Annotated in this window: 22 protein-coding genes; 15 read left to right on the forward strand and 7 right to left on the reverse strand. The window is 67.4% G+C overall.

What is annotated here, in order from left to right:
* The first annotated feature begins 26 nt into the window (after window positions 1-26).
* Window positions 27-662 (forward strand): DsbA family oxidoreductase, encoded by a 636-nt coding sequence (locus tag EGH23_RS10440; protein WP_220579954.1) that lies wholly within the window; start codon window positions 27-29, stop codon window positions 660-662.
* Between the two features lie 5 nt (window positions 663-667).
* On the opposite strand, the gene ddh is transcribed toward EGH23_RS10440, so the two are convergent.
* Both ddh and EGH23_RS10450 read right to left on the reverse strand, forming a co-directional pair.
* Window positions 668-1,594, reverse strand: coding sequence for a D-2-hydroxyacid dehydrogenase (ddh, locus tag EGH23_RS10445; protein ID WP_220579955.1), 927 nt, complete (start codon window positions 1,592-1,594; stop codon window positions 668-670).
* 116 nt (window positions 1,595-1,710) lie between these two features.
* Window positions 1,711-1,890 carry a hypothetical protein gene (locus EGH23_RS10450; protein WP_220579956.1) on the reverse strand — a complete coding sequence of 60 codons (180 nt, stop codon included), beginning with the start codon at window positions 1,888-1,890 and terminating at the stop codon, window positions 1,711-1,713.
* 191 nt (window positions 1,891-2,081) lie between these two features.
* Between EGH23_RS10450 and EGH23_RS10455 the strand changes: the two genes are divergently transcribed.
* A complete protein-coding gene (locus EGH23_RS10455; protein WP_220579957.1) occupies window positions 2,082-3,176 on the forward strand; it encodes a sulfite exporter TauE/SafE family protein in 1,095 nt (364 codons plus the stop codon).
* 24 nt (window positions 3,177-3,200) lie between these two features.
* A complete protein-coding gene (locus tag EGH23_RS10460; protein WP_220579958.1) occupies window positions 3,201-3,638 on the forward strand; it encodes a universal stress protein in 438 nt (145 codons plus the stop codon).
* 41 nt (window positions 3,639-3,679) lie between these two features.
* On the opposite strand, the gene EGH23_RS10465 is transcribed toward EGH23_RS10460, so the two are convergent.
* From EGH23_RS10465 to EGH23_RS10475, 3 genes are all read right to left on the reverse strand, one after another.
* Window positions 3,680-4,012, reverse strand: a complete 333-nt coding sequence (locus EGH23_RS10465; RefSeq protein ID WP_220579959.1) for a thioredoxin family protein — start codon at window positions 4,010-4,012, stop codon at window positions 3,680-3,682.
* Between the two features lie 66 nt (window positions 4,013-4,078).
* Window positions 4,079-4,561, reverse strand: coding sequence for a hypothetical protein (locus tag EGH23_RS10470; RefSeq protein WP_220579960.1), 483 nt, complete (start codon window positions 4,559-4,561; stop codon window positions 4,079-4,081).
* Entirely contained in the window at window positions 4,554-5,240 is a 687-nt protein-coding gene (locus EGH23_RS10475) for a DUF7344 domain-containing protein (protein WP_236044762.1), read from the reverse strand. Before EGH23_RS10475 ends, EGH23_RS10470 begins: the two co-directional genes overlap by 8 nt.
* A 306-nt stretch (window positions 5,241-5,546) precedes the next feature.
* Between EGH23_RS10475 and EGH23_RS10480 the strand changes: the two genes are divergently transcribed.
* The 7 genes from EGH23_RS10480 (at window position 5,547) to EGH23_RS10510 (ending at window position 13,855) form a co-directional block, all read left to right on the forward strand.
* Complete coding sequence (locus EGH23_RS10480) at window positions 5,547-6,152, forward strand: hypothetical protein (protein WP_220579961.1); 606 nt, start codon at window positions 5,547-5,549, stop codon at window positions 6,150-6,152.
* Window positions 6,153-6,300: 148 nt separating this feature from the next.
* On the forward strand, window positions 6,301-7,191 hold the full coding sequence (locus EGH23_RS10485; RefSeq protein ID WP_220579962.1) for a hypothetical protein: 891 nt from the start codon (window positions 6,301-6,303) through the stop codon (window positions 7,189-7,191).
* A 90-nt stretch (window positions 7,192-7,281) separates the two neighbouring features.
* On the forward strand, window positions 7,282-8,214 hold the full coding sequence (locus EGH23_RS10490; RefSeq protein ID WP_220579963.1) for a hypothetical protein: 933 nt from the start codon (window positions 7,282-7,284) through the stop codon (window positions 8,212-8,214).
* A gap of 102 nt (window positions 8,215-8,316) precedes the next feature.
* On the forward strand, window positions 8,317-9,420 hold the full coding sequence (locus tag EGH23_RS10495; RefSeq protein WP_220579964.1) for a S26 family signal peptidase: 1,104 nt from the start codon (window positions 8,317-8,319) through the stop codon (window positions 9,418-9,420).
* Window positions 9,421-9,448: 28 nt separating this feature from the next.
* Window positions 9,449-10,558 carry a DUF5305 domain-containing protein gene (locus EGH23_RS10500; RefSeq protein ID WP_220579965.1) on the forward strand — a complete coding sequence of 370 codons (1,110 nt, stop codon included), beginning with the start codon at window positions 9,449-9,451 and terminating at the stop codon, window positions 10,556-10,558.
* Between the two features lie 157 nt (window positions 10,559-10,715).
* A complete protein-coding gene (mutS, locus tag EGH23_RS10505) occupies window positions 10,716-13,514 on the forward strand; it encodes a DNA mismatch repair protein MutS (RefSeq protein ID WP_220579966.1) in 2,799 nt (932 codons plus the stop codon).
* A gap of 77 nt (window positions 13,515-13,591) precedes the next feature.
* Window positions 13,592-13,855 carry a HalOD1 output domain-containing protein gene (locus EGH23_RS10510; protein ID WP_220579967.1) on the forward strand — a complete coding sequence of 88 codons (264 nt, stop codon included), beginning with the start codon at window positions 13,592-13,594 and terminating at the stop codon, window positions 13,853-13,855.
* Window positions 13,856-13,903: 48 nt separating this feature from the next.
* Here EGH23_RS10510 and nucS read toward each other — a convergent pair whose 3' ends face one another.
* The gene (gene nucS / locus EGH23_RS10515; RefSeq protein ID WP_220579968.1) at window positions 13,904-14,632 is read right to left on the reverse strand and encodes an endonuclease NucS; all 729 of its coding nucleotides are present in this window, start codon (window positions 14,630-14,632) and stop codon (window positions 13,904-13,906) included.
* A gap of 9 nt (window positions 14,633-14,641) precedes the next feature.
* A complete protein-coding gene (locus EGH23_RS10520; RefSeq protein ID WP_220579969.1) occupies window positions 14,642-15,076 on the reverse strand; it encodes a DUF6735 family protein in 435 nt (144 codons plus the stop codon).
* Window positions 15,077-15,236: 160 nt separating this feature from the next.
* Here EGH23_RS10520 and EGH23_RS10525 point away from each other — a divergent pair, with 160 nt between their 5' ends.
* The 5 genes from EGH23_RS10525 (at window position 15,237) to EGH23_RS10545 (ending at window position 17,866) form a co-directional block, all read left to right on the forward strand.
* Window positions 15,237-15,530 carry a DUF7577 domain-containing protein gene (locus tag EGH23_RS10525; protein WP_220579970.1) on the forward strand — a complete coding sequence of 98 codons (294 nt, stop codon included), beginning with the start codon at window positions 15,237-15,239 and terminating at the stop codon, window positions 15,528-15,530.
* A gap of 51 nt (window positions 15,531-15,581) precedes the next feature.
* Window positions 15,582-16,565 carry a Gfo/Idh/MocA family protein gene (locus tag EGH23_RS10530; RefSeq protein WP_220580302.1) on the forward strand — a complete coding sequence of 328 codons (984 nt, stop codon included), beginning with the start codon at window positions 15,582-15,584 and terminating at the stop codon, window positions 16,563-16,565.
* 87 nt (window positions 16,566-16,652) lie between these two features.
* On the forward strand, window positions 16,653-17,447 hold the full coding sequence (locus EGH23_RS10535) for an aldo/keto reductase (RefSeq protein WP_220580303.1): 795 nt from the start codon (window positions 16,653-16,655) through the stop codon (window positions 17,445-17,447).
* A 7-nt stretch (window positions 17,448-17,454) separates the two neighbouring features.
* Window positions 17,455-17,637, forward strand: a complete 183-nt coding sequence (locus EGH23_RS10540; RefSeq protein WP_220579971.1) for a hypothetical protein — start codon at window positions 17,455-17,457, stop codon at window positions 17,635-17,637.
* A 91-nt stretch (window positions 17,638-17,728) separates the two neighbouring features.
* Entirely contained in the window at window positions 17,729-17,866 is a 138-nt protein-coding gene (locus tag EGH23_RS10545; RefSeq protein ID WP_164509626.1) for a hypothetical protein, read from the forward strand.
* Window positions 17,867-17,937 lie beyond the last annotated feature (71 nt).

The raw sequence follows: 17,937 nt of genomic DNA on the forward strand, positions 1-17,937 counted from the left end.
AGGGACCGACCGATAGAATCGGGACGATGAGCGAGACATCGACCGACGAACGCATCACGGTCTACTCCGACTACGTCTGTCCGTTCTGCTACCTCGGCCGCGAATCACTCAGACAGTATCAGGCGGACCGTGAGAACGAACTGGAAATCGACTGGCACCCCTACGACCTGCGGAGTCAGAAGCGGAACCCGGACGGGAGCATCGACCACTCCGTGGACGACGGGAAAGACGAGGAGTACTACGAGGAGGCCAAACAGGGCGTCCGTCGCTTACAGGAACAGTACGGCGTGGAGATGGACCTCGATATCGCCACCGACGTCGACTCCCTGCCCGCGCAGGTCGTCTCCTACGCGCTGAAAGAGCGGGAGGACTACGAGACGTGGCTGGCCTTCGACAGAGCCGTCTTCGACGCGCTCTGGCAGGAGGGACGCGACATCGGCGACGCGGACGTGCTGGTCGAACTCGCGACCGAGGCCGGCGTCGACGCCGACGTGGTCCGCTCGGCGCTGGACGACGCTTCGCTCCGGGAGAAGATCCACGAGCAGTTCGCGGCGGCCCGACGGCAGGGCGTCACGGGCGTTCCGACGTTCGCCTACGACGGCCACGCCGCCCGCGGGGCGGTGCCGCCCGAACAGCTCGAACGGCTGGTCGAAGGCACCTGAGCGGTTCAGGCAACGCGGTTTCGCAGTTCGTCGCCGCGGGCGACCCGCTCGACGTTCCCGCGGACGAGCGCCGCCACGTCCTCGTGATAGCGGTTCGTGAAGGCGGCACAGTGGGGCGTCACGATGACGTTCTCGAACTCCCAGAGCGGGTGGTCCGCCGGGAGCGGCTCCTCCCAGTAGGCGTCGATGGCCGCCCCGGCGATGGTCTCCTCGTCGAGCGCCGATAGCAGGGCGTCCTCGACGACCACGTCGCCGCGAGCGACGTTGACGAGATAGCCGTTCGCCGGCATCGCGTCGAGAATCCGGGCGTCGACGAGTCCCTCCGTCTCGCCGGTCAGCGGAACGGCGAGGACGACGAAGCGGGCGTCGGCGACGGCGGTCCGGAGGTCGGCCGGTTCGTACACCCGCTCGACGCCGGGAACCGGGTCGTCCGAGCGACGGACGCCGACCACGTCCATCCCGAGCGCGTCGGCCCGGTCGACGATTCCGCGGCCGATGGTGCCGAGACCGACGACGCAGACGCGCTCGCCGGAGAGCGTGAAGGGCGCGTCGTAGGGTTCGTGGTCCCACTCCCGGTCGCGCTGTCGATCCCGGTAGACGTGGAGGCGACGGGCGAACGCCGTGAGGTAGCCGACGACAGTCTCGGGAACGGTGTCGCCGTGGATGCCGGTGCTGTTCGTGAGGGCGGTCCCGCTCGCCTCGTAGGCGGCCGTGTCGAACTCGTCGTAGCCCGCTCGGACGCCGTGGACCCACGCCGCGTCGAGGAACGCCTCGCGGGGGGAGAACGTCACCACGCAGTCGCCATCGGCGTAGGATTCGCCGTCGGTCGTCGTCTCGACGGGCACCGAGCAGGCCGACAGGGACTGTGCGAGCGAGTCGGTCGGGCAGGCCTCGGCGACCGACTCGTGGACGGCGATTCTGTCGATGTCCATACCGTATGGCCGACGGTCCCCCGGTTAGTCGTTTCGCCGGGCGAACGGGGCACGCTCCGGTCGGGAGAGCGGCCGCTCGTCGGGGTATGCACGAAGAAGATCCGCCGAACGCGGCGCTACTTCCGACGCGGGGAACGGGCTTCGACGCGCATCTCGACGTAGCGTCCCGGCCACGTCGCTACGTGCTTTCGAACGGCCCGAGTGATCCCCGCGACGAACCCGTCCGTCGGGGCAGGATCGACCGCGTCGTGACTGTCGTCCTGCTCCGTCTCGATCGGTCCCTCGGGAAAACTCATTACGTCACGGACTAGCATGGCCGATATAATAAACATTAGGGATTCGAGAACGCGTACGCGAGCGGGTGCGAACCTCATTTAGTCAGATTATTCCGCGGCGATTGCGACATCTTGCACTATTGTTGAGTGAAAACGGAAACACAGACAACAACGCACTTATACCCGAGTTTCCAAAACAGGGCTCACCCTCAATGACCTCGTCGTCACCCACGGGAAGCATCCAAAAGACGTTTCTGAAGTACCAGCACGTCTTCGTGTTCCTCGCGCCGCTGGCGTTCGTGGTGGGCGTCTACTTCTTCGCGCCCACGTCGCCCGCCGACCCCGGAACGGGCTACTGGTTGGAGTACTGGTGGCTGTTCCTCGCGTTCCTCGTCGGCGCGACCATCGTCAACACGGTCGGCATCAGCGGGTCGGCGCTGTTCGTCCCGTTCCTCATCTTCGTCTTCCCGCTGTTCGCCTTCGAGATGAAGCCCGAACAGCTGGTGAAGATCGGGCTCATCAGCGAGTCGTTCGGCCTGTCGAGCTCGTCGCTCGCGTTCATCCAGTACGGACTCGTCGACCGCCGACTGGCGCTCTCGCTCGTCGGCGGCGCGATCCCGTTCGTCGTCGCCGGCGCGCTGCTCTCCTTTATCATCCCCGCGCCGGTGTTCCACGCGCTGCTGGGCATCGCGCTCATCGCGGCGTCGTTCCTCCTGTTCAAGGCCGATCTCGACCACGAGGAGCCCGACGCCAGCGACGACGAGTCGGGCGTTTCGACCGACGGCGGAACCGACGACAGACTGCCGGACGACGACGACAAACTCGGGCCGGCCGGCGTCGAGAAGGACGACGCCGGAACCGTCACGCGCGTCGACCGCGACGGCAACGACTACAGTTACACGCAGGGCGGCTACCTCGAACGGTTCGCCAACTACAGCGTCGGCGGCATCTTCCAGGGGCTGGCCGGGTTCGGCATCGGCGAGCTCGGTATCATCTCGATGCTCCGGACGAACGTCCCGGTCCGGATCGCCATCGGGACCAACCACATCGTCGTCGCCACGACGGCCATCCTCGCGTCGCTCGTCCACGTCTTCGGCGGCGGACTGGTCCCCGGCGCACACAACATCGACCTCGCTTCGACCCACTGGAACATGGTCATCTGGACCGCCCCGGCGGCCGCCACGGGCGGCCAGATCGCCCCGTACGTCTCCGCCGCACTGGACACCGAGATCATCAAGAAGGGCGTCGGCGGGCTGTTCGCCATCATCTCCGTCGCGCTGTTCCTGATGGCCAGCGGTGCTTTCTAACGTCCGGGCGTTCACCGTCCGGACGTGTACGACGATATCTTGCTCCCGACCGACGGCAGCGACGGCATCGCCGCGGCCGCAGAGCACGCCGGTAACTTCGCCGAGTCGTTCGACGCGACCGTACACGTCCTCTCGGTCGTCGACACGCGCAACCGCTTCGAGAGCCCGACCAGCGGGCTCTCCTCGGAAGCGTGGACGGAAGCCGAAGAAGAGCGCGCGACGGAGGCCGTAGAAGACACCGTCGCCGAGCTTCCCGACGACATCGCGGCGGAAACGGTCGTTCGAGAGGGCGTCCCTCGGACGGAGATCCTGGAGTACGTCGAGGACGAAGCGATGGATCTCGTCGTGATGGGAACGCACGGTCGAACCGGAATCGATCACTATCTCATCGGCAGCGTCGCCGAGAAGGTCGTCCGCCGCTCGCCGGTTCCGGTGACGACCGTGCGGGTGGGCGACGAATAGGCCGCGCGGTCGCGATGGCGGGCGACGCACGGCTCGCGCCGTCAGTCGGACTCGACGAACGCCACGAGCTCCGCCGTCGGAACGAACCCGTCGGCGCGGCGGTCGACCAGTTCCCCGTCGACGAACAGCAGGAACGTCGGGACGCTCCGAACGTCGAACGCCTCGACGGCGTCTAAATCTTCCTTCGGGTTGAAGACGACGACGGCCGCGTCGGTCGCTCGGGCGACGTTGTCGAGGATCGGCTCCATCGACTTGCAGATGGTACAACCCTCGGTGCGGACCATCGTCAGCACGCGGTCGCTGTCCGCCAATACGTCGTCGAGTTCCGCGCGCGTTCGAACCGTGACCGGTCGGTCGTGGTCGGAAGCAGCCATGGCCGACGTAGGGTCCGCGGCGGGGTAAGGGTTTCAGCCCTCGGCGGTCGTTCGCTCGGCCGTGACTTACGCGGCGGACGAGCAGTCGACCTGATACTCGACCGTTCGATTCTCGGTCGTCTCCGCGAAGACGCTCGCGCCCTCGGCCCGCGCGCCGAACTCGACGGTCGCGTTCTGCTGGCCGCTCCCGGTGCAGTTGAACTGCACTGTTACGTCCCGTTCGTTGCCGACGCCGACCGACTGGCTCGTTACGGTGTCGCTGGCCGGAGACGCGCTCAGCCCCTCATCGGTCGACACGTCGTATTCGATGGTGAAATTGACGGGTTGAGCGAACTGGTTCGTAGCAGTGACGAACGTATCGTCGTATTCGCTACTGCCGGACAGTTCGACCTGGCTGTCGGAGTAGTTCAGCGCCATGTAGGCGTCCTCGTCGCCGACGACCTCGACGCTCGCCGTCCGGTCGGCCGTCACCGAACTGAACCCGCCGCTGCCGACGGCGAACGCCAGCGCCGCGACCGCGACGACCGCGAGGGCGACTCGCCTACGCATCGCTCACCTCGGGGGGTTTCTCGTCGACGCCGAGCCGCATCCGCCGGGAGAGCAGGAAGTGCGAGACGGACGAGACGAGAAACACTCCCAGCAGGAACACGGTCCACCCGGCGAAGGGGACCGCGGCGAACGGTGCGAGCTCCAGCCACGAGAGCGAGACGAGCGCCGTCCCGAACAGCGTGAACCCCAGATAGTACGAGCTCCACGGGACGTCGTACCTGTCGACCACCTCCAGATAGATGTCGAGGTCGGCCGCGGCGTCGGTGAGCGTGACCTCGCCGGCGCGGCGGTCGAAGTCGACGACGCCGGTATCGTCCATCTTCGGGAGGTGGAACTGCTGGAGCGAGGTGTACACCGTCTTGCGCTCGCTCGCGGAGATCTCCCCGACGGTGCTGTCGTTCTCCCACGCGGCGACCTGTTCGGCGAGGTCCGACAGCGTCACGTCGGTCCGCTCGTCGTGGAGGTAGTGTAACGTGTAGCGCCGCCGGCGGTTGCTCAGCATCTCGAACGCGTCGTCGCGCGAGAGGTCCGTCTCCTCTTCCGATTGGTCGTCCGGTTCCTGTTCCTCTGCCGTCTGAAGGGTCTCAGCCCCGGTGGATCCTGCTTGTGCCTTACTCATGCTAACCTCCCACCCCTGGGAGATACCGCGACCGACTGCGATGGCTTCGGCTGTGTGCATTTGCAAAGTGGTCCACATATGGTATAAAACCATTGGATAGCTATCATGAAGCTACTCGAGTCGCATCTGGTTACAACTCCGAACAACTCGGCTTCAGTTGCCCGTAGACACCGACAACCGTACAGATAGCAGCGCGATACGGTATCGAAAACGGTGTTTGAACCCCCTCCTTGGAACCGTAGTCGGCCCCTATCAATCTTCAAACACTCACAGGCCCCCTGTCAAAGAGATTACTACAATGGGGGAAGGGGGACATGACTCAGGTAGCGCTTGCCCGTAGGGGGTGGGCGCTGAGGTATACAAACGATGCAACGACGCAAGTTCCTGATCGGAATGGGATCGCTCGCGGCCGGCTCGGCCGCTGCAATGGGTACCGGCGCGTTTTCAAGTGTAAGCGCGAACCGTGGCGTTTCAGTTGAGGTGGCGGATGACTCAAACGCGTACCTAGGCATTAGTTCCATTAGTGAATACGCGGATACCACTAATGACAATTCGGCAACGCTAGAACTCAATTTGGATGAATCTGTGTCTGGTGGAGGGTCAGGCATCAATTCGGACGCGACGACGCAGATCCGCGAAGTGTTCCAGATCACGAACCAGGGCACCAAGGCAGTCGGGATTTCTATCGATTCAGAGGCGCTCAACAACGCACTGGACACTGGTAGTGGGAGCCAGCTTCACTTCTTTGTGGGCGATCCTGGCGGTAAGTCCCTCGATGTATACGATCCGAACGATCTAGTGGACTCTAACGGAAACTGGAAGCTTCCAGATAAGCGTATCATCGCGTCAGGCAATAGTGTCGAAGTTGGTCTGTACGTCGTGAACAACGGTGCTGACTGGGACATTGACGAAAGTATCACGATCAATGCATACGATCGTACTTCGTTGAATAACAACGACTTCGACACCTAATTCGGTCTTCCACAGAGAGGCTATTAATCTCTCTTTGAAGACACTCTCGGACAAATATTTCGGGAAATAATAATCTCTGCCAAATTTCGATTCCTGCTAATAGTCCGCAGTTTACGAAACCAAGCCATCTAACGCATACTGATCACCTGTGAATAGAACTATACTCCTGCTCGTCGCTACCGTCACGTCTGCCGCGATACTCGTCCCGACCGGCGCGATACCGTTCGCCGAGTCGGGACCCGACCAAATTAGCGAAGACATCGAGATGGCACCCGCCGACACTCCCAATGGCGGCTACGCGGTCCTGAACGAGAACGACGAGATAGAACTCCTGTTGACCGACGCCAACCCGTATATCGACGGGGCCGGCGTGGACGCCGACGCCGTCACTCCGATAGACTGCGTGTTCACGATGACCTACACCGGCGACAGCAGTGCCGAGGTCTGGCTGACCGACGACGCAGAAGACGTGCGGTTCTACCGGGACACCGATCCCGAGGACTCGCTCGAACGGAGCGAGAACAGCGTCGTCCTCCGGCCGAACGAGAGCGTCTCGGTCGGCTTGCTGGTTGACACCCGCGGCAACCACGACGTCGAGGAGGTAGATACGTTCACCGTGCACGCGGAGCTCGCCGAGCAGCGGGACCGGCGGAACGATCGCGGAAACGACGGCAGTAACGGCCGGAACGACGTTGGAGAGAACGACAACAATGACGACGCTGGCCTCGAAGACCGCGAGAACGAAGACGTCCGAAATGAGGCGGGCGGGGCGAGCGAACCGTCGCGACAGACGCCGGCCTCACCGACGGCGACCCCCGACCAGACGCCGGGCGCGGACGCAGACGGCGAGACAGCCGAGGCGACGGACGAGACGGGGACCGCGGTGACCGACGAGGGCGACACCGCGCCGAGTGGGAACGCGCCGGCGGCCGGCGAGCCGACGGAACTCGGCGGCTTCAGTCCGGGACCGCTGGGACTCGTCGTCGGGTCGCTGGCGGCGGTGTTGCTCGGACTCGCCGCGTTCCGGGCGCTCGGCTGAGACGCACGCGTGGTCCGCCCGACGTGACCCGTCGATACCGCCGCAACTGAGATGAGGGACGCGCCGAAACGAACGGCAGACGACCGATCGATGAACGCGAGCGAGGAGACGGAAACGGCGGACGAGAGCCCGTTGCGGACGGTCCGCGAGCGAACGGCGATACTCGACGTCTGTCTGCTGCTCTCGGTCCCGGTAGCGTTGCTCGCCGTCGCGTCGCTTCCGCTCGCCGTCCGCGAGTCGTTCGCCTTCGAGTACGCGGACCCGACGCTCGCGACGGCGCTCGTCTCGCCGTTCGTCCACCTGACGCCCGTCCATCTCGGGGCGAACCTCGCGGTGTACGCGCTCGTCGTCCCCGCGGCCTACCTCCTGAGCGTGACGAGCGGGCAGCGGCGGCGGTTCCGCGTCGTCTTCGTCTCGCTGGTGCTCGCCTGTCCGCTCACGCTGTCGTATCTGAACCTCGCGATCGTCCGACAGAGCGCCGGCGTCGGCTTCTCGGGCGTGTTGATGGCCCTTTACGGCTACCTGCCGCTGACGCTCGCGACCTATCTCGACCGGCGCTTCGGCGTCGGGCGGGTGCGACAGACGGGACCGCTGCTGTTCTTCGTCGGCTTGCTGCTGATGACGACGCTGACCCTCGTCGCCGTCCGCACCCACCGAGTCGCCGTCCCGCTGCGCGGGGCGATGGTACCGGTCACGTGGCTCCTCTCGGTGACGCTCCTCGGCGTGCTGGCGGCGCTCGCCCTGACCGTCGCGCTGTACGTGGTCTCGGGTCTCGACGAGTGGTGGCCGAGTCGATCGACCCTCGCCGACGCCGCGGCGCGGACCGGGTACTTCGAACTGGCCGTCGTCTCGACGGTGGTTTTTCTCACGGTGCCGATCGCCACGTTTCCGGTCGACCCCGTCGTCGCGGGTAGCGTCGTGAACCTCTACGTCCACGTACTGGGCTACGCGCTGGGATTCATCGGCGCGTACGCGACGGTACTGCTCGACCGCGCGTTGTTTGCCACTTCGCCGCGACTGTGACGCAGATGGATACTGTCACTCCGCCAATTACTTGATGGTGGAGTATCGTACAGGTAACGATGACAGCGCGGAGGGGGGGTAGAGCTCGGGCTGGAGGCAGCGATGGCGCTGTTCCTCGTCGCGATGGTCGCCGGGCAACTGCTCGGCCAACCCGTGCTGTTGGGCTACGTCACGACCGGGAGCATGCAACCGACGCTGGACCCGGGCGACGGGTTCGTGGCGGTGCCGGCGGCCGTCGCGGGGCCGATCGAGGAGGGAGACGTAGTCACGTTTCGAGCCGAAGAGCTGCACGGCGGGGGGTTGACGACCCACCGGGTCGTCGGTGAGACCGACCGCGGCTACGTGACCCGGGGCGACAACAACCCGTTCACCGATCAGGACGGCGACGAGCCGCCGGTGACCGACGCGCAGATAGTCGCCGTCGCCTGGCAGCCCGGCGGGGCGGTGCTGTCGATCCCCGGCGTCGGGCTGCTCGTCACGGGCGCGCAGGACGCCATCGCGGGGGTACAGCAACGCCTCGCGGTGCTCACCGGCAGCCGCTCGCTGCTCGGCACGCAGGGCATCGCCTATCTGCTCGTGACGCTATCGCTCGGAGCGTACGTCGCGGACGTGGCGCTGAGCGGCGACCGAAAGCGCCGGCGGACTCGGTCGCGGGAGACGGGGACGAACGTCCGCCTCGTCGTCGCCGTCTTCGCGGCGGCGGTGGTGCTGGCCGCGACGGCGGCGATGGTGGCCCCGGCGGGGAGTGCAGAGTTCGGGATCGTCAGCGCCGAGAGCGACGCGCCCGGCAGTCGCGTCATCGAAACCGGGACCAGCGAGTCGGTGCCGTATCTCCTCCAGAACGGCGGGTTCGTCCCCGTCGTCGCGTACTTCGAGCCGGTGACCGACGGCGTCGACGTTCGACCCCGGGAGACGCGAATTCCGGGCCGCTCGACGGTCAACGCGACGCTCGTCCTCACCGCGCCGCCGGAGACCGGCTACTACCGACAGTACCTCGTCGAACACCGATACCTGCTGGTGCTTCCCCAGCCGACGATTCGGGCGCTCTACGAGGTGCACCCGTGGCTCCCTATCGCCGCCATCGACGGCATCCTCGGCGGGTCGTTCTACCTCCTCGGGACGACGCTCGCCGGGACCGGACGCGTCCGGACTCGCTCCCGAGAGAGCCCCTCTCGGTTCGACCGAGTCCTCTCCCGACTCAGATAGCGTATCCAACGAACTCACTCAGCATCTCATGAACGACAGAACGAGCGAAACAGACACGCGGGGTCGTCGCCTTCGAGCGATGCTGGCCGACAATTACGCGCTCGCGCTCACCGCGCTCTTGCTGGTCGCCGCCCTCGGCGGTGCAGTCACGTACACGACCTATCTCGACGGCGAGACGCGGACCGAGACGCGACAGGTGGCGTCCTGGCAGTCGAGCGGCGAGTTCGCGCACAGTGCGACCGTGGTCGACGACACGGAGGCGTTCGCGGCCGGCACCGTCCTCCGGAACCGCTCCGTGTACTACCAGCGGCTCACGCCGCGACTGAACGGGTCGTTCGTCTACACGTACGCCGCCAGCGACGGCGGGAACCTCGCGGTCGAGACGACGGTCACGCTCGTCATGCGCTCCGTCGAGGAGACCGGCGAGGGCAACGAAACCGTCTACTGGCGCGTCGAGCGCCCGCTGGCCGAAGTCAGCGCGTCGTCGCTCGGACCCGGCGAGCGAGCGGTCGCGCCGTTCTCGGTCAACGCCACCGCGGCGGCCGCGGAGGCCGCCCGCATCGACAGCGAAGTCGGCGGAACGCCCGGGCAGACCGAGGTCGCCGTCGTCGCCGAAGTCGAGCGTTCGGGGACCCGAAACGGCCGCCCGGTCGAAGCGAGCGACGCGTCCCGGCTGTCTATCGCCTCCGGCGACGGCGTCTATCGCGTCAGCGAGTCGGGAGCGATGACCGACTCCGGCGGGCAGACGGAGGAGACGGAGGTCCCCGTCGAGTACGGCCCGCTCCGAACCGCCGGCGGGCCGCTCCTGTTGCTCCTCGGCGGCGTCGGAACGCTCGGTCTCGTGGCCGCGCGTCGCTCCGGTCGACTGACCGTCACGGACGCCGAGCGCCGGTGGCTCGCGTACCGCTCGACCCGCCGAGAGTTCGACGACTGGATAACGACCGGGCGCGTGCCCAGCGAGGCGGAGGGACCGCCGGTCGTCGCCGTCGATTCGCTCTCGGGGCTGGTCGACGTGGCCATCGACACCGACGAGCGCGTCATCGAGGACCGTCGACGCGGGGCCTGTCTCGTCCTCGGCGACGGACAGTGGTATCGCTTCGACCGACCGACCGGCCGCCCCGCTGGGAGAGCGCGATAAAGCCGAGACCGAGTCGAGCGCGGCCGCCGACAAGCGATTGCTCGCAGAGGAACAGAACGGGTCCGACGTGGCCGGCGCGGCCGACGAAGACTGAGGTATCCCGCCCGCGAGCGGTCCGACCGTGGAGTATTTCCGCGCCGGAACCGCCAGACAAGTCATGGACGCTGCGCTTGGCCCGCCAGCGAAGATGGCCGAGCTGGAGGACGACCTGACGCCGATGATGGCGCAGTACTTCGAGCTCTGTGAGCGCTACGACGAGGCGCTCGTCCTCTTTCGAGTGGGCGACTTCTACGAGGCCTTCTGCGAGGCCGCCGAGCGGGTCGCCCGCCTCTGTGAGATCACGCTGACACAACGGGAGGACTCCACCGGGGAGTACCCGATGGCGGGCATCCCCATCGACAACGCCGAGTCGTACATCGAGACGCTGCTGGACGCCGGCTACCGGGTCGCCGTCGCCGACCAGGTCGAGGACCCCGACGAGGTCAGCGGCGTGGTCGAGCGGGCGGTCACCCGCGTCGTCACGCCCGGGACGCTCACCGAGGCGGAACTGCTCGGCGGCGCGGACAACAACTACGTCGCCGCGCTGACCGAGGGAGCGGACGACTACGGGCTCGCGCTCGTCGACGTCTCGACCGGCGACTGCTACGCGACGAGCGTCGGGAGCGAGACGGCCGTCGCCGACGAGCTGAGCCGGTTCGGTCCCGCCGAGGCCATCGTCGGCCCGGACGTGGACGTAGAGCGGGACGCGACGTTCGGGCCGGCGTGTCTCGTGACCGAGTACGACGCCGCGGCCTTCGAGCGCGAGCGAGCCGAGGAGCGCATCGAGCGCTACTTCGGGCCGCCAGAGCGGCTGCTGGCCGGCGACGCCGAGCGACGGGCCTGCGGCGCGCTGTTGGCCTACGCGGAGTACACCCGCGGCAGCGCGGGCGCGGTCGGTCCCGACGGCGAGCCGGTCGACCCCGACGTGGACCCCGAGGGGACGCTCGACTACCTCAACCACCTCACTCGCTACGACCCCCGCGAGTACATGCTGCTGGACGCGGTGGCCGTCGAGAGCCTCGAGCTGTTCGAGCGGCGCTCCGTGCAGGGCCACGCGAACCTGACGCTCGTCGACACGCTGGACGAGACCGCCTGCGCGCTCGGCCGCCGGAAGTTGACCGACTGGCTCCGCCGCCCGCTGCTGGACGAGGACCGCATCGACGCGCGCCACGAGGCCGTCGCGGAACTGTCGCGCGACCCCGCGACCCGCGAGCGGTTACACGACCTGTTGGCGGACGTGTACGACCTCGAACGCCTCATCTCGCGCGTCTCTCGCGGTCGCGCGAACGCGCGGGACCTGCGCTCGCTCGCGGCGACGCTGTCGGTGGTGCCCGACGTGCGCGAGGCGCTCTCGGGGGCCGACGCCCGCTTGCTCTCGGACCTCTACGCGACGATCGACCCGCTGGCCGAGACGCGCGAGGAGATAGAGGCCGCCATTCGCCCGGACCCGCCACAGGAGATCACGGAGGGCGGCGTCGTCCGCGAGGGGTACGACGAGGAACTCGACGACCTGCGTTCGACGGAGCGCTCGGGCAAGCAGTGGATAGACGACCTGGAAGCCGACGAGCGCGAGCGGACCGGCATCGACTCGCTGAAGGTCGGCCACAACTCGGTCCACGGCTACTACATCGAGGTGACGAACGCCAACCTCGACTCGGTGCCCGAGGACTACCAGCGCCGACAGACGCTGAAGAACTCAGAGCGGTTCTACACGCCCGAACTCAAGGAGCGCGAAGAGACGATTCTCCGGGCCGAGAGCGAGGCCGACGACCTGGAGTACGACCTCTTCTGCGCGGTTCGGGACGCCGTCGCCGACGAGGCCGAGCGGGTACAGGCGCTCGCGGACCGACTCGCGCGGCTGGACGTCCTCGTCTCCTTCGCCGAGGTCGCCGCGAGCCACGGCTACTGCCGACCGACCGTCGGCGGCGACGGCATCGAGATCGAGGCGGGGCGACACCCGGTCGTCGAACGCACCGAAGCCGCGTTCGTCCCCAACGACACGCGTCTCGGCAGCGGTCCGGTCGGCGCGGACGGCGCGGACGGCACGAAGGGAGAGACCGACGCCGAACGGGACCCCTTCTTCGCCGTCGTCACCGGACCGAACATGAGCGGCAAATCGACGTACATGCGACAGGTCGCGCTCGTCTGCCTGCTGGCACAGGCCGGCAGTTTCGTCCCCGCGGCGTCGGCCGACCTCCCGATACTGGACCGGGTGTTCACCCGCGTCGGGGCCAGCGACGACATCGCCGGCGGGCGCTCGACGTTCATGATCGAGATGACCGAACTCGCCACCATCCTCTCGGAGGCGACGGCCGACTCGCTGGTCCTGTTAGACGAGGTGGGACGCGGAACCTCGACGGCGGACGGCCTCGCTATCGCCCGCGCCGTCACCGAGTACCTCCACGACGAGGTGGGCGCGTACACGCTGTTCGCGACCCACCACCACGACCTCACGGCGGCCGCCGAGGAATTGGCCGGCGTCGCCAACCGCCACTTCCGGACGAGCCGTGACGAGGGGAGCGTCGTCTTCGACCACGAACTCGCGCCCGGCGCGGCCGCGGCCTCCTACGGCGTCGAAGTGGCCGACATGGCGGGCGTCCCCGACGACGTCGTCGCCCGCTCTCGGGAACTGCTCGCCGACGAGCGGCGGGACGGAGCCGCGGTGACGGGAGACGGTCGCGACGGCGGGGACGGCGGCGACAGCGACCGTTCCGCCGCCGAGGCCGGAACGACGCCGAAGGCGAACGGCCACGATTCGACGGCCGACGCGGTCGCCCCGGCGATGGCAGGGGGCGACGAAGCGGTGGTACGCGCGCTCAGAGAGACCGACGTCGCGACCATGACTCCGCTGGAGGCGCTGAACACGCTCGCGGCTCTCAGAGACCGGGCCGAGCGAGACGCCCCGGACGATCAGTAACTGGCAAGCAGTTGAAGACTATGTTTCACTAACCTGTAAGGTACAGGTATTTTTATCCTAGAGAGATGACATCCACTATGCGAACGTCAGCCCACACCCCGTCTACGGCCCCGCTGGTCTCGACCAGTTTCCAGGACCCGGAGGCCGTCGCCCCGGCCGTCGTCCAGGCGGTCTCGAACGTCAGCGAGGACCCGATCGAGTCGCTCCCGCCCCTCAACACGGCCGTGGACCCCGACGCGCTCGCCGCGCTCGTCGAGGGCGGCACGGTCGCGCACGTCGCGTTCAGTTACCACGGCCACGACGTGGTCGTCACCGCGGCCGGCGACATCGAGGTCTACTGATTCTCGGTATCGAGGGTATCGGACGGTCCCGCGGAGTTTAGCGGGCGGTCACGGCGGCGCGAGCGAGACGAACTCCAGTCCCTTCTCGGCGAGTAACTGCCGAGCGCGGTCGGTCACCGACGGCGCGACGAGGACGCCGCGGACCTCCGTCTCGGCGTGTAAGTCCCGTCTGAGCGCGTCGACGTACCGGTTCAGTTGGCCGACGGCGTCCGGGCCGACCCGCCGGCGCTTGAGTTCGACGACGACGGTTCGCCCGGCGGCGTCCTCGCCGTAGACGTCGACCGCGCCCGCGGGCGTCTCGCGCTCGGTGGCGAGCGGCGTGAACCCCGGTTCGACGAGGTCGGGCGTCTCCAGTATCCGCTCTTTCAGGTCGGCTTCGGTCCCCGTGACGGCCAGTTCCTCGGGATCGCTCACGTCGAAGGCCGCGGCGTGGGCCACCGTCTCGAAGGCGATCTCGAGCTCCTCGTCGGGCGTGGTCCGCTCCGAAAGGATCACCAGCGACGCCCCGGCGACGGTGACGGAGTGGTCACAGCCCGGCGGTTGCCAGTTCACCGGTTGCTGTCCCTCGTCGGTGTGGACCAGCGCGGTCCCGTCGGGCTTCAGCGTCACGTGGCGGTCGCCGAGACCGAGCGAGCTGGCCGCGCGGCCCTGGTACTCGACGGTACAGGCACCGAACAGCGTCACCATCGCGCCCCGATCGATCGCGCGCTCGACGAGGTCGCGCGCGGTGTCGGGGGCGGGGTGACTCAGCGTCTCGACGGCGCTCTCGGCGGTCACGACTCGCGGTTAGCGGTCGGTCCGTAAAAAGGACGCGTCGTCGGGCGGGAACGCCACGTCGGCCCGCAGACGGAGGGCGGCGAGCAGGCCGTCCCGGACGGTCCGGGCGTCGATACCGTCGCCGACCACTTCGCAGGCCCGGCCCTTCACCTCGACCCACCACTCGCGCAGCGCCGCCGGGTCGTCAGTTCGGGCGAGCGCGACGTCCTCGGGGTCGGTGAGCGTCGGATCCAGCCAACAGACGCAGTAGCGCCGGACCGTCCCGTCACAGACGAGCAACTGGTCGAACCCCGCGTCGAGTCGCGCACGGACGGCCGCCGCCGGCCATCCCGTCCCGAGCGGCTCGGACTGGGCGATCGGGTCGGCGTCGACGCCCCAGTGCGCGTACCGACAGTCGAATCGGCCGTCCGCACGCGCGACGGCGACGAGCGTCCGCCGCCCCATCAGCGATCGTCTCCCCGCTTTTCGCACATGCACGTCGCTGGCCGCGTCTCCCTACTTCAACGCTCGCTCGACGACGCCGGGACACGTCGGAGCCGACGACCCCGCCGAAGTATGCTACTCATGCACAACCCTCAAGTATCGCGTCGCCGTATCAGTACGTATGATGGGGAGCGAATGGCTGTACGGTGCCATCGCCCTGCTCGTCGGGCTTCACGTCCTGACGATGCTGTACGCCTACCGCCGGCAGAGCGACCCCGCCGGCGCCACCCAGGCGGACGCCGAGACGCGGCCAGCGGTCGGCAGCGACGAGGAAGAGGAGGCCGACGGGACCGTCAACTGCGCTCACTGCGGCACCGTCAACCAGCGGGGCTACCAGTTCTGTCGGGAGTGCGTCGCCGACCTCTCCGGTAGCGCGCCCCGACGCCAGTCGCCCGACCACACGCAACCGTACTGATCTCGCCCTCGGAGGGGTGTGTTTAGGTGCGTGGGAAGCGACGACTTCGACATGCGTTTCGGAGTGCTCTCGACGGCGAGGATCGGGCGCGAGTCGGTGATTCCAGCCATCCAGCGGAGCGACCACGAGGTCGCCGCGATCGGCTCTCGGGACGCCGATCGCGCCCGCGCCGTCGCCGACGAACTCGGTATCGAGTCGGCCTACGGCGACTACGAGACGATGCTCGCCGAGGCCGACGTCGACGCGGTGTACAACCCGCTCCCCAACGGCCTCCACGCGGAGTGGAGCCGGCGAGCCGCGGACGCCGGGCTGCACGTCCTCTGTGAGAAGCCGCTCGCCGTCGACGCCGCCGAGGCCGCCGACCTCTTTTCGTACTTCGAGGACCGCGACCGCACGCTGATGGAGGCGTTCATGTACCAGTTCCACCCGCGGACCGAGCGGGCGCGCGAGGTCGTCAGCGAGGAGCTCGGCGATATCACCTCGGTCGACGCCACGTTCACCTTCCGCCTCGACGACCCCGAGGACATCCGCATGAACCCCGACCTCGCGGGTGGCAGCCTGATGGACGTCGGCTGTTACGCGGTCAGCGCGGTTCGCGGGTTCCTGGGCGAACCCGACCGCGCGTACGGTCACGCTATCGACTCCCGGGGGACCGGCGTCGATACGACCTTCTCCGGCGTCCTCGAATACGACGACGGCCGGGCCGGGCGGATCGCCTGCGGTTTCGATACGCCGAACGCCGAGCGCTACCGCGTCGAGACCACGGACGGCTGGCTCGAAGCGCGCAACTGCTTCGGTCCCGGTCCCGACCGGTCGGTGTCGCTCACCTACGCCGTCGACGGGCGCGAGGCGACCGAGACGTTCGACGCCGTCGATCAGTACACCCTGCAGGCCGAGGCGTTCGCCGACGCCGTCGAGGCCGGCGAGACGCCCCGCGTCGACCGCGCGGAGTCGATGGGGAACATGCGCACGATCGACGCGCTGTATCGGAGCGCCGAAGAGGGAACGCCGGTGGCCGTCGCCGATCCGAACTGACTGGGCCAAACCGTTTTTGCCCACCGATGACTTCGGGGGAACGTGACGATTCCCACCACGACACTGCCGAGCGGCGACGAACTCCCGATGGTCGGCGTCGGGACCTGGCAACTGGACGACGACACCGTCGGCGACTCCGTGCGGGCGGGGTTAGACGCCGGCTACGGCCACGTCGACACCGCCGAGGGGTACCGCAACGAGGCCGCCATCGGCGACGCGCTCGCCGACTACGAGCGCGAGGACTACTTCCTCACCTCGAAGGTCCTGCCGAAACACCTCGACTACGAGTCGGTCATCGCCGCCTGTGAGGCGTCGCTCGACCGACTGGACACGGAGTATCTGGACCTGTATCTGGTCCACTGGCCCAACCCCGCCATCTCCATTCGAGAGACGATGAACGCGATGGCCCACCTGAAAGCGGAGGGGAAGGTCCGAAACGTCGGCGTCTCGAACTTCAGCGCCTACCAGCTCAGCGCCGCTCAACACGTCAGCGACGTGCCCATCGCGGTGAACCAGATCGAGTACCACCCGTGGAACACCCAGGACGACGTGGTCGAGCACTGCCGCGAGACCGATACCGTCGTCGAGGCCGCCGCGCCGCTCGGTCGGACCGAGGTGTTCGAGGACGAGACGATCCAGGCCGTCGCCGAGGAGTACGACCGCTCGGTGCCGCAGGTCATCCTGAAGTGGGCCGTCGAGAACGACGTCGTTCCCCTCCCGAAGTCCACCTCGCCGGACCACGTTCGGGCCAACCTCGAACTGTTCGACTGGGACCTCGCCGAGGAGGACCGACAGCGCATCGACGACATCGGCCGCCACCAGCCGGTGTACGACCACCCCGCCCGGGACTGGACGAGCGACACCTACGGCATCTCGCAGTAGGTCGTCTATGGGGCCGCCCGCGCCGACCCGACTCGACGCCGCGGCGGCCGCGAGCGTCGCGCTCTGTCTCCTCGTCGCGTACTATCTCGCGCCGGACCCGACGGTGCGGTACGCCGCGTGGCTGACGGTTTTCTGCGTCTGGATGGCGTGGTTCGTCGCCTTCGGCGCGCGGTGGCTGTACTCGGAGTGACCAACTCGTCGTTCAGCCCGCCTGAATCGAATGGTTTACTCGATTCCGTGTCAGAGAGATTTTATTAACTCCCGGCCCATATGCACAGTTGATGCCTCGCATCGAAGTCTCGGAAAACCTGTACCGCCAGCTCGAAGACGAGGCCAACGGAGAGGCCATCGACGACACCATCTGGAAAATGGTCGGTACGTACCGCCGCAAGCACAACCCCGAATCAGACCGACGATAGCACCACGCTGCCGACTGTTCTTTGCCGGCTAACTCGTGAGCGATAGCGCCGTCTGCCGGGCGAGTCGCTAA

The sequence above is a fragment of the Haloarcula nitratireducens genome (assembly GCF_019599505.1).

Coding starts and splice junctions, on each gene's coding strand:
- EGH23_RS10545 (WP_164509626.1), top strand. CDS start 17,729: ATGCCTCGCATCGAAGTCTCGGAAAACCTGTACCGCCAGCTCGAAGAC.
- EGH23_RS10470 (WP_220579960.1), bottom strand. CDS start 4,561: ATGCGTAGGCGAGTCGCCCTCGCGGTCGTCGCGGTCGCGGCGCTGGCG.
- EGH23_RS10455 (WP_220579957.1), top strand. CDS start 2,082: ATGACCTCGTCGTCACCCACGGGAAGCATCCAAAAGACGTTTCTGAAG.
- EGH23_RS10465 (WP_220579959.1), bottom strand. CDS start 4,012: ATGGCTGCTTCCGACCACGACCGACCGGTCACGGTTCGAACGCGCGCG.
- EGH23_RS10525 (WP_220579970.1), top strand. CDS start 15,237: ATGATGGGGAGCGAATGGCTGTACGGTGCCATCGCCCTGCTCGTCGGG.
- EGH23_RS10540 (WP_220579971.1), top strand. CDS start 17,455: ATGGGGCCGCCCGCGCCGACCCGACTCGACGCCGCGGCGGCCGCGAGC.
- EGH23_RS10535 (WP_220580303.1), top strand. CDS start 16,653: ATGGTCGGCGTCGGGACCTGGCAACTGGACGACGACACCGTCGGCGAC.
- EGH23_RS10475 (WP_236044762.1), bottom strand. CDS start 5,240: ATGCACACAGCCGAAGCCATCGCAGTCGGTCGCGGTATCTCCCAGGGG.
- EGH23_RS10520 (WP_220579969.1), bottom strand. CDS start 15,076: ATGGGGCGGCGGACGCTCGTCGCCGTCGCGCGTGCGGACGGCCGATTC.
- EGH23_RS10530 (WP_220580302.1), top strand. CDS start 15,582: ATGCGTTTCGGAGTGCTCTCGACGGCGAGGATCGGGCGCGAGTCGGTG.
- mutS (WP_220579966.1), top strand. CDS start 10,716: ATGGACGCTGCGCTTGGCCCGCCAGCGAAGATGGCCGAGCTGGAGGAC.
- EGH23_RS10510 (WP_220579967.1), top strand. CDS start 13,592: ATGCGAACGTCAGCCCACACCCCGTCTACGGCCCCGCTGGTCTCGACC.
- ddh (WP_220579955.1), bottom strand. CDS start 1,594: ATGGACATCGACAGAATCGCCGTCCACGAGTCGGTCGCCGAGGCCTGC.
- EGH23_RS10495 (WP_220579964.1), top strand. CDS start 8,317: ATGGCGCTGTTCCTCGTCGCGATGGTCGCCGGGCAACTGCTCGGCCAA.
- EGH23_RS10450 (WP_220579956.1), bottom strand. CDS start 1,890: ATGAGTTTTCCCGAGGGACCGATCGAGACGGAGCAGGACGACAGTCAC.
- EGH23_RS10480 (WP_220579961.1), top strand. CDS start 5,547: ATGCAACGACGCAAGTTCCTGATCGGAATGGGATCGCTCGCGGCCGGC.
- EGH23_RS10500 (WP_220579965.1), top strand. CDS start 9,449: ATGAACGACAGAACGAGCGAAACAGACACGCGGGGTCGTCGCCTTCGA.
- EGH23_RS10440 (WP_220579954.1), top strand. CDS start 27: ATGAGCGAGACATCGACCGACGAACGCATCACGGTCTACTCCGACTAC.
- EGH23_RS10490 (WP_220579963.1), top strand. CDS start 7,282: ATGAACGCGAGCGAGGAGACGGAAACGGCGGACGAGAGCCCGTTGCGG.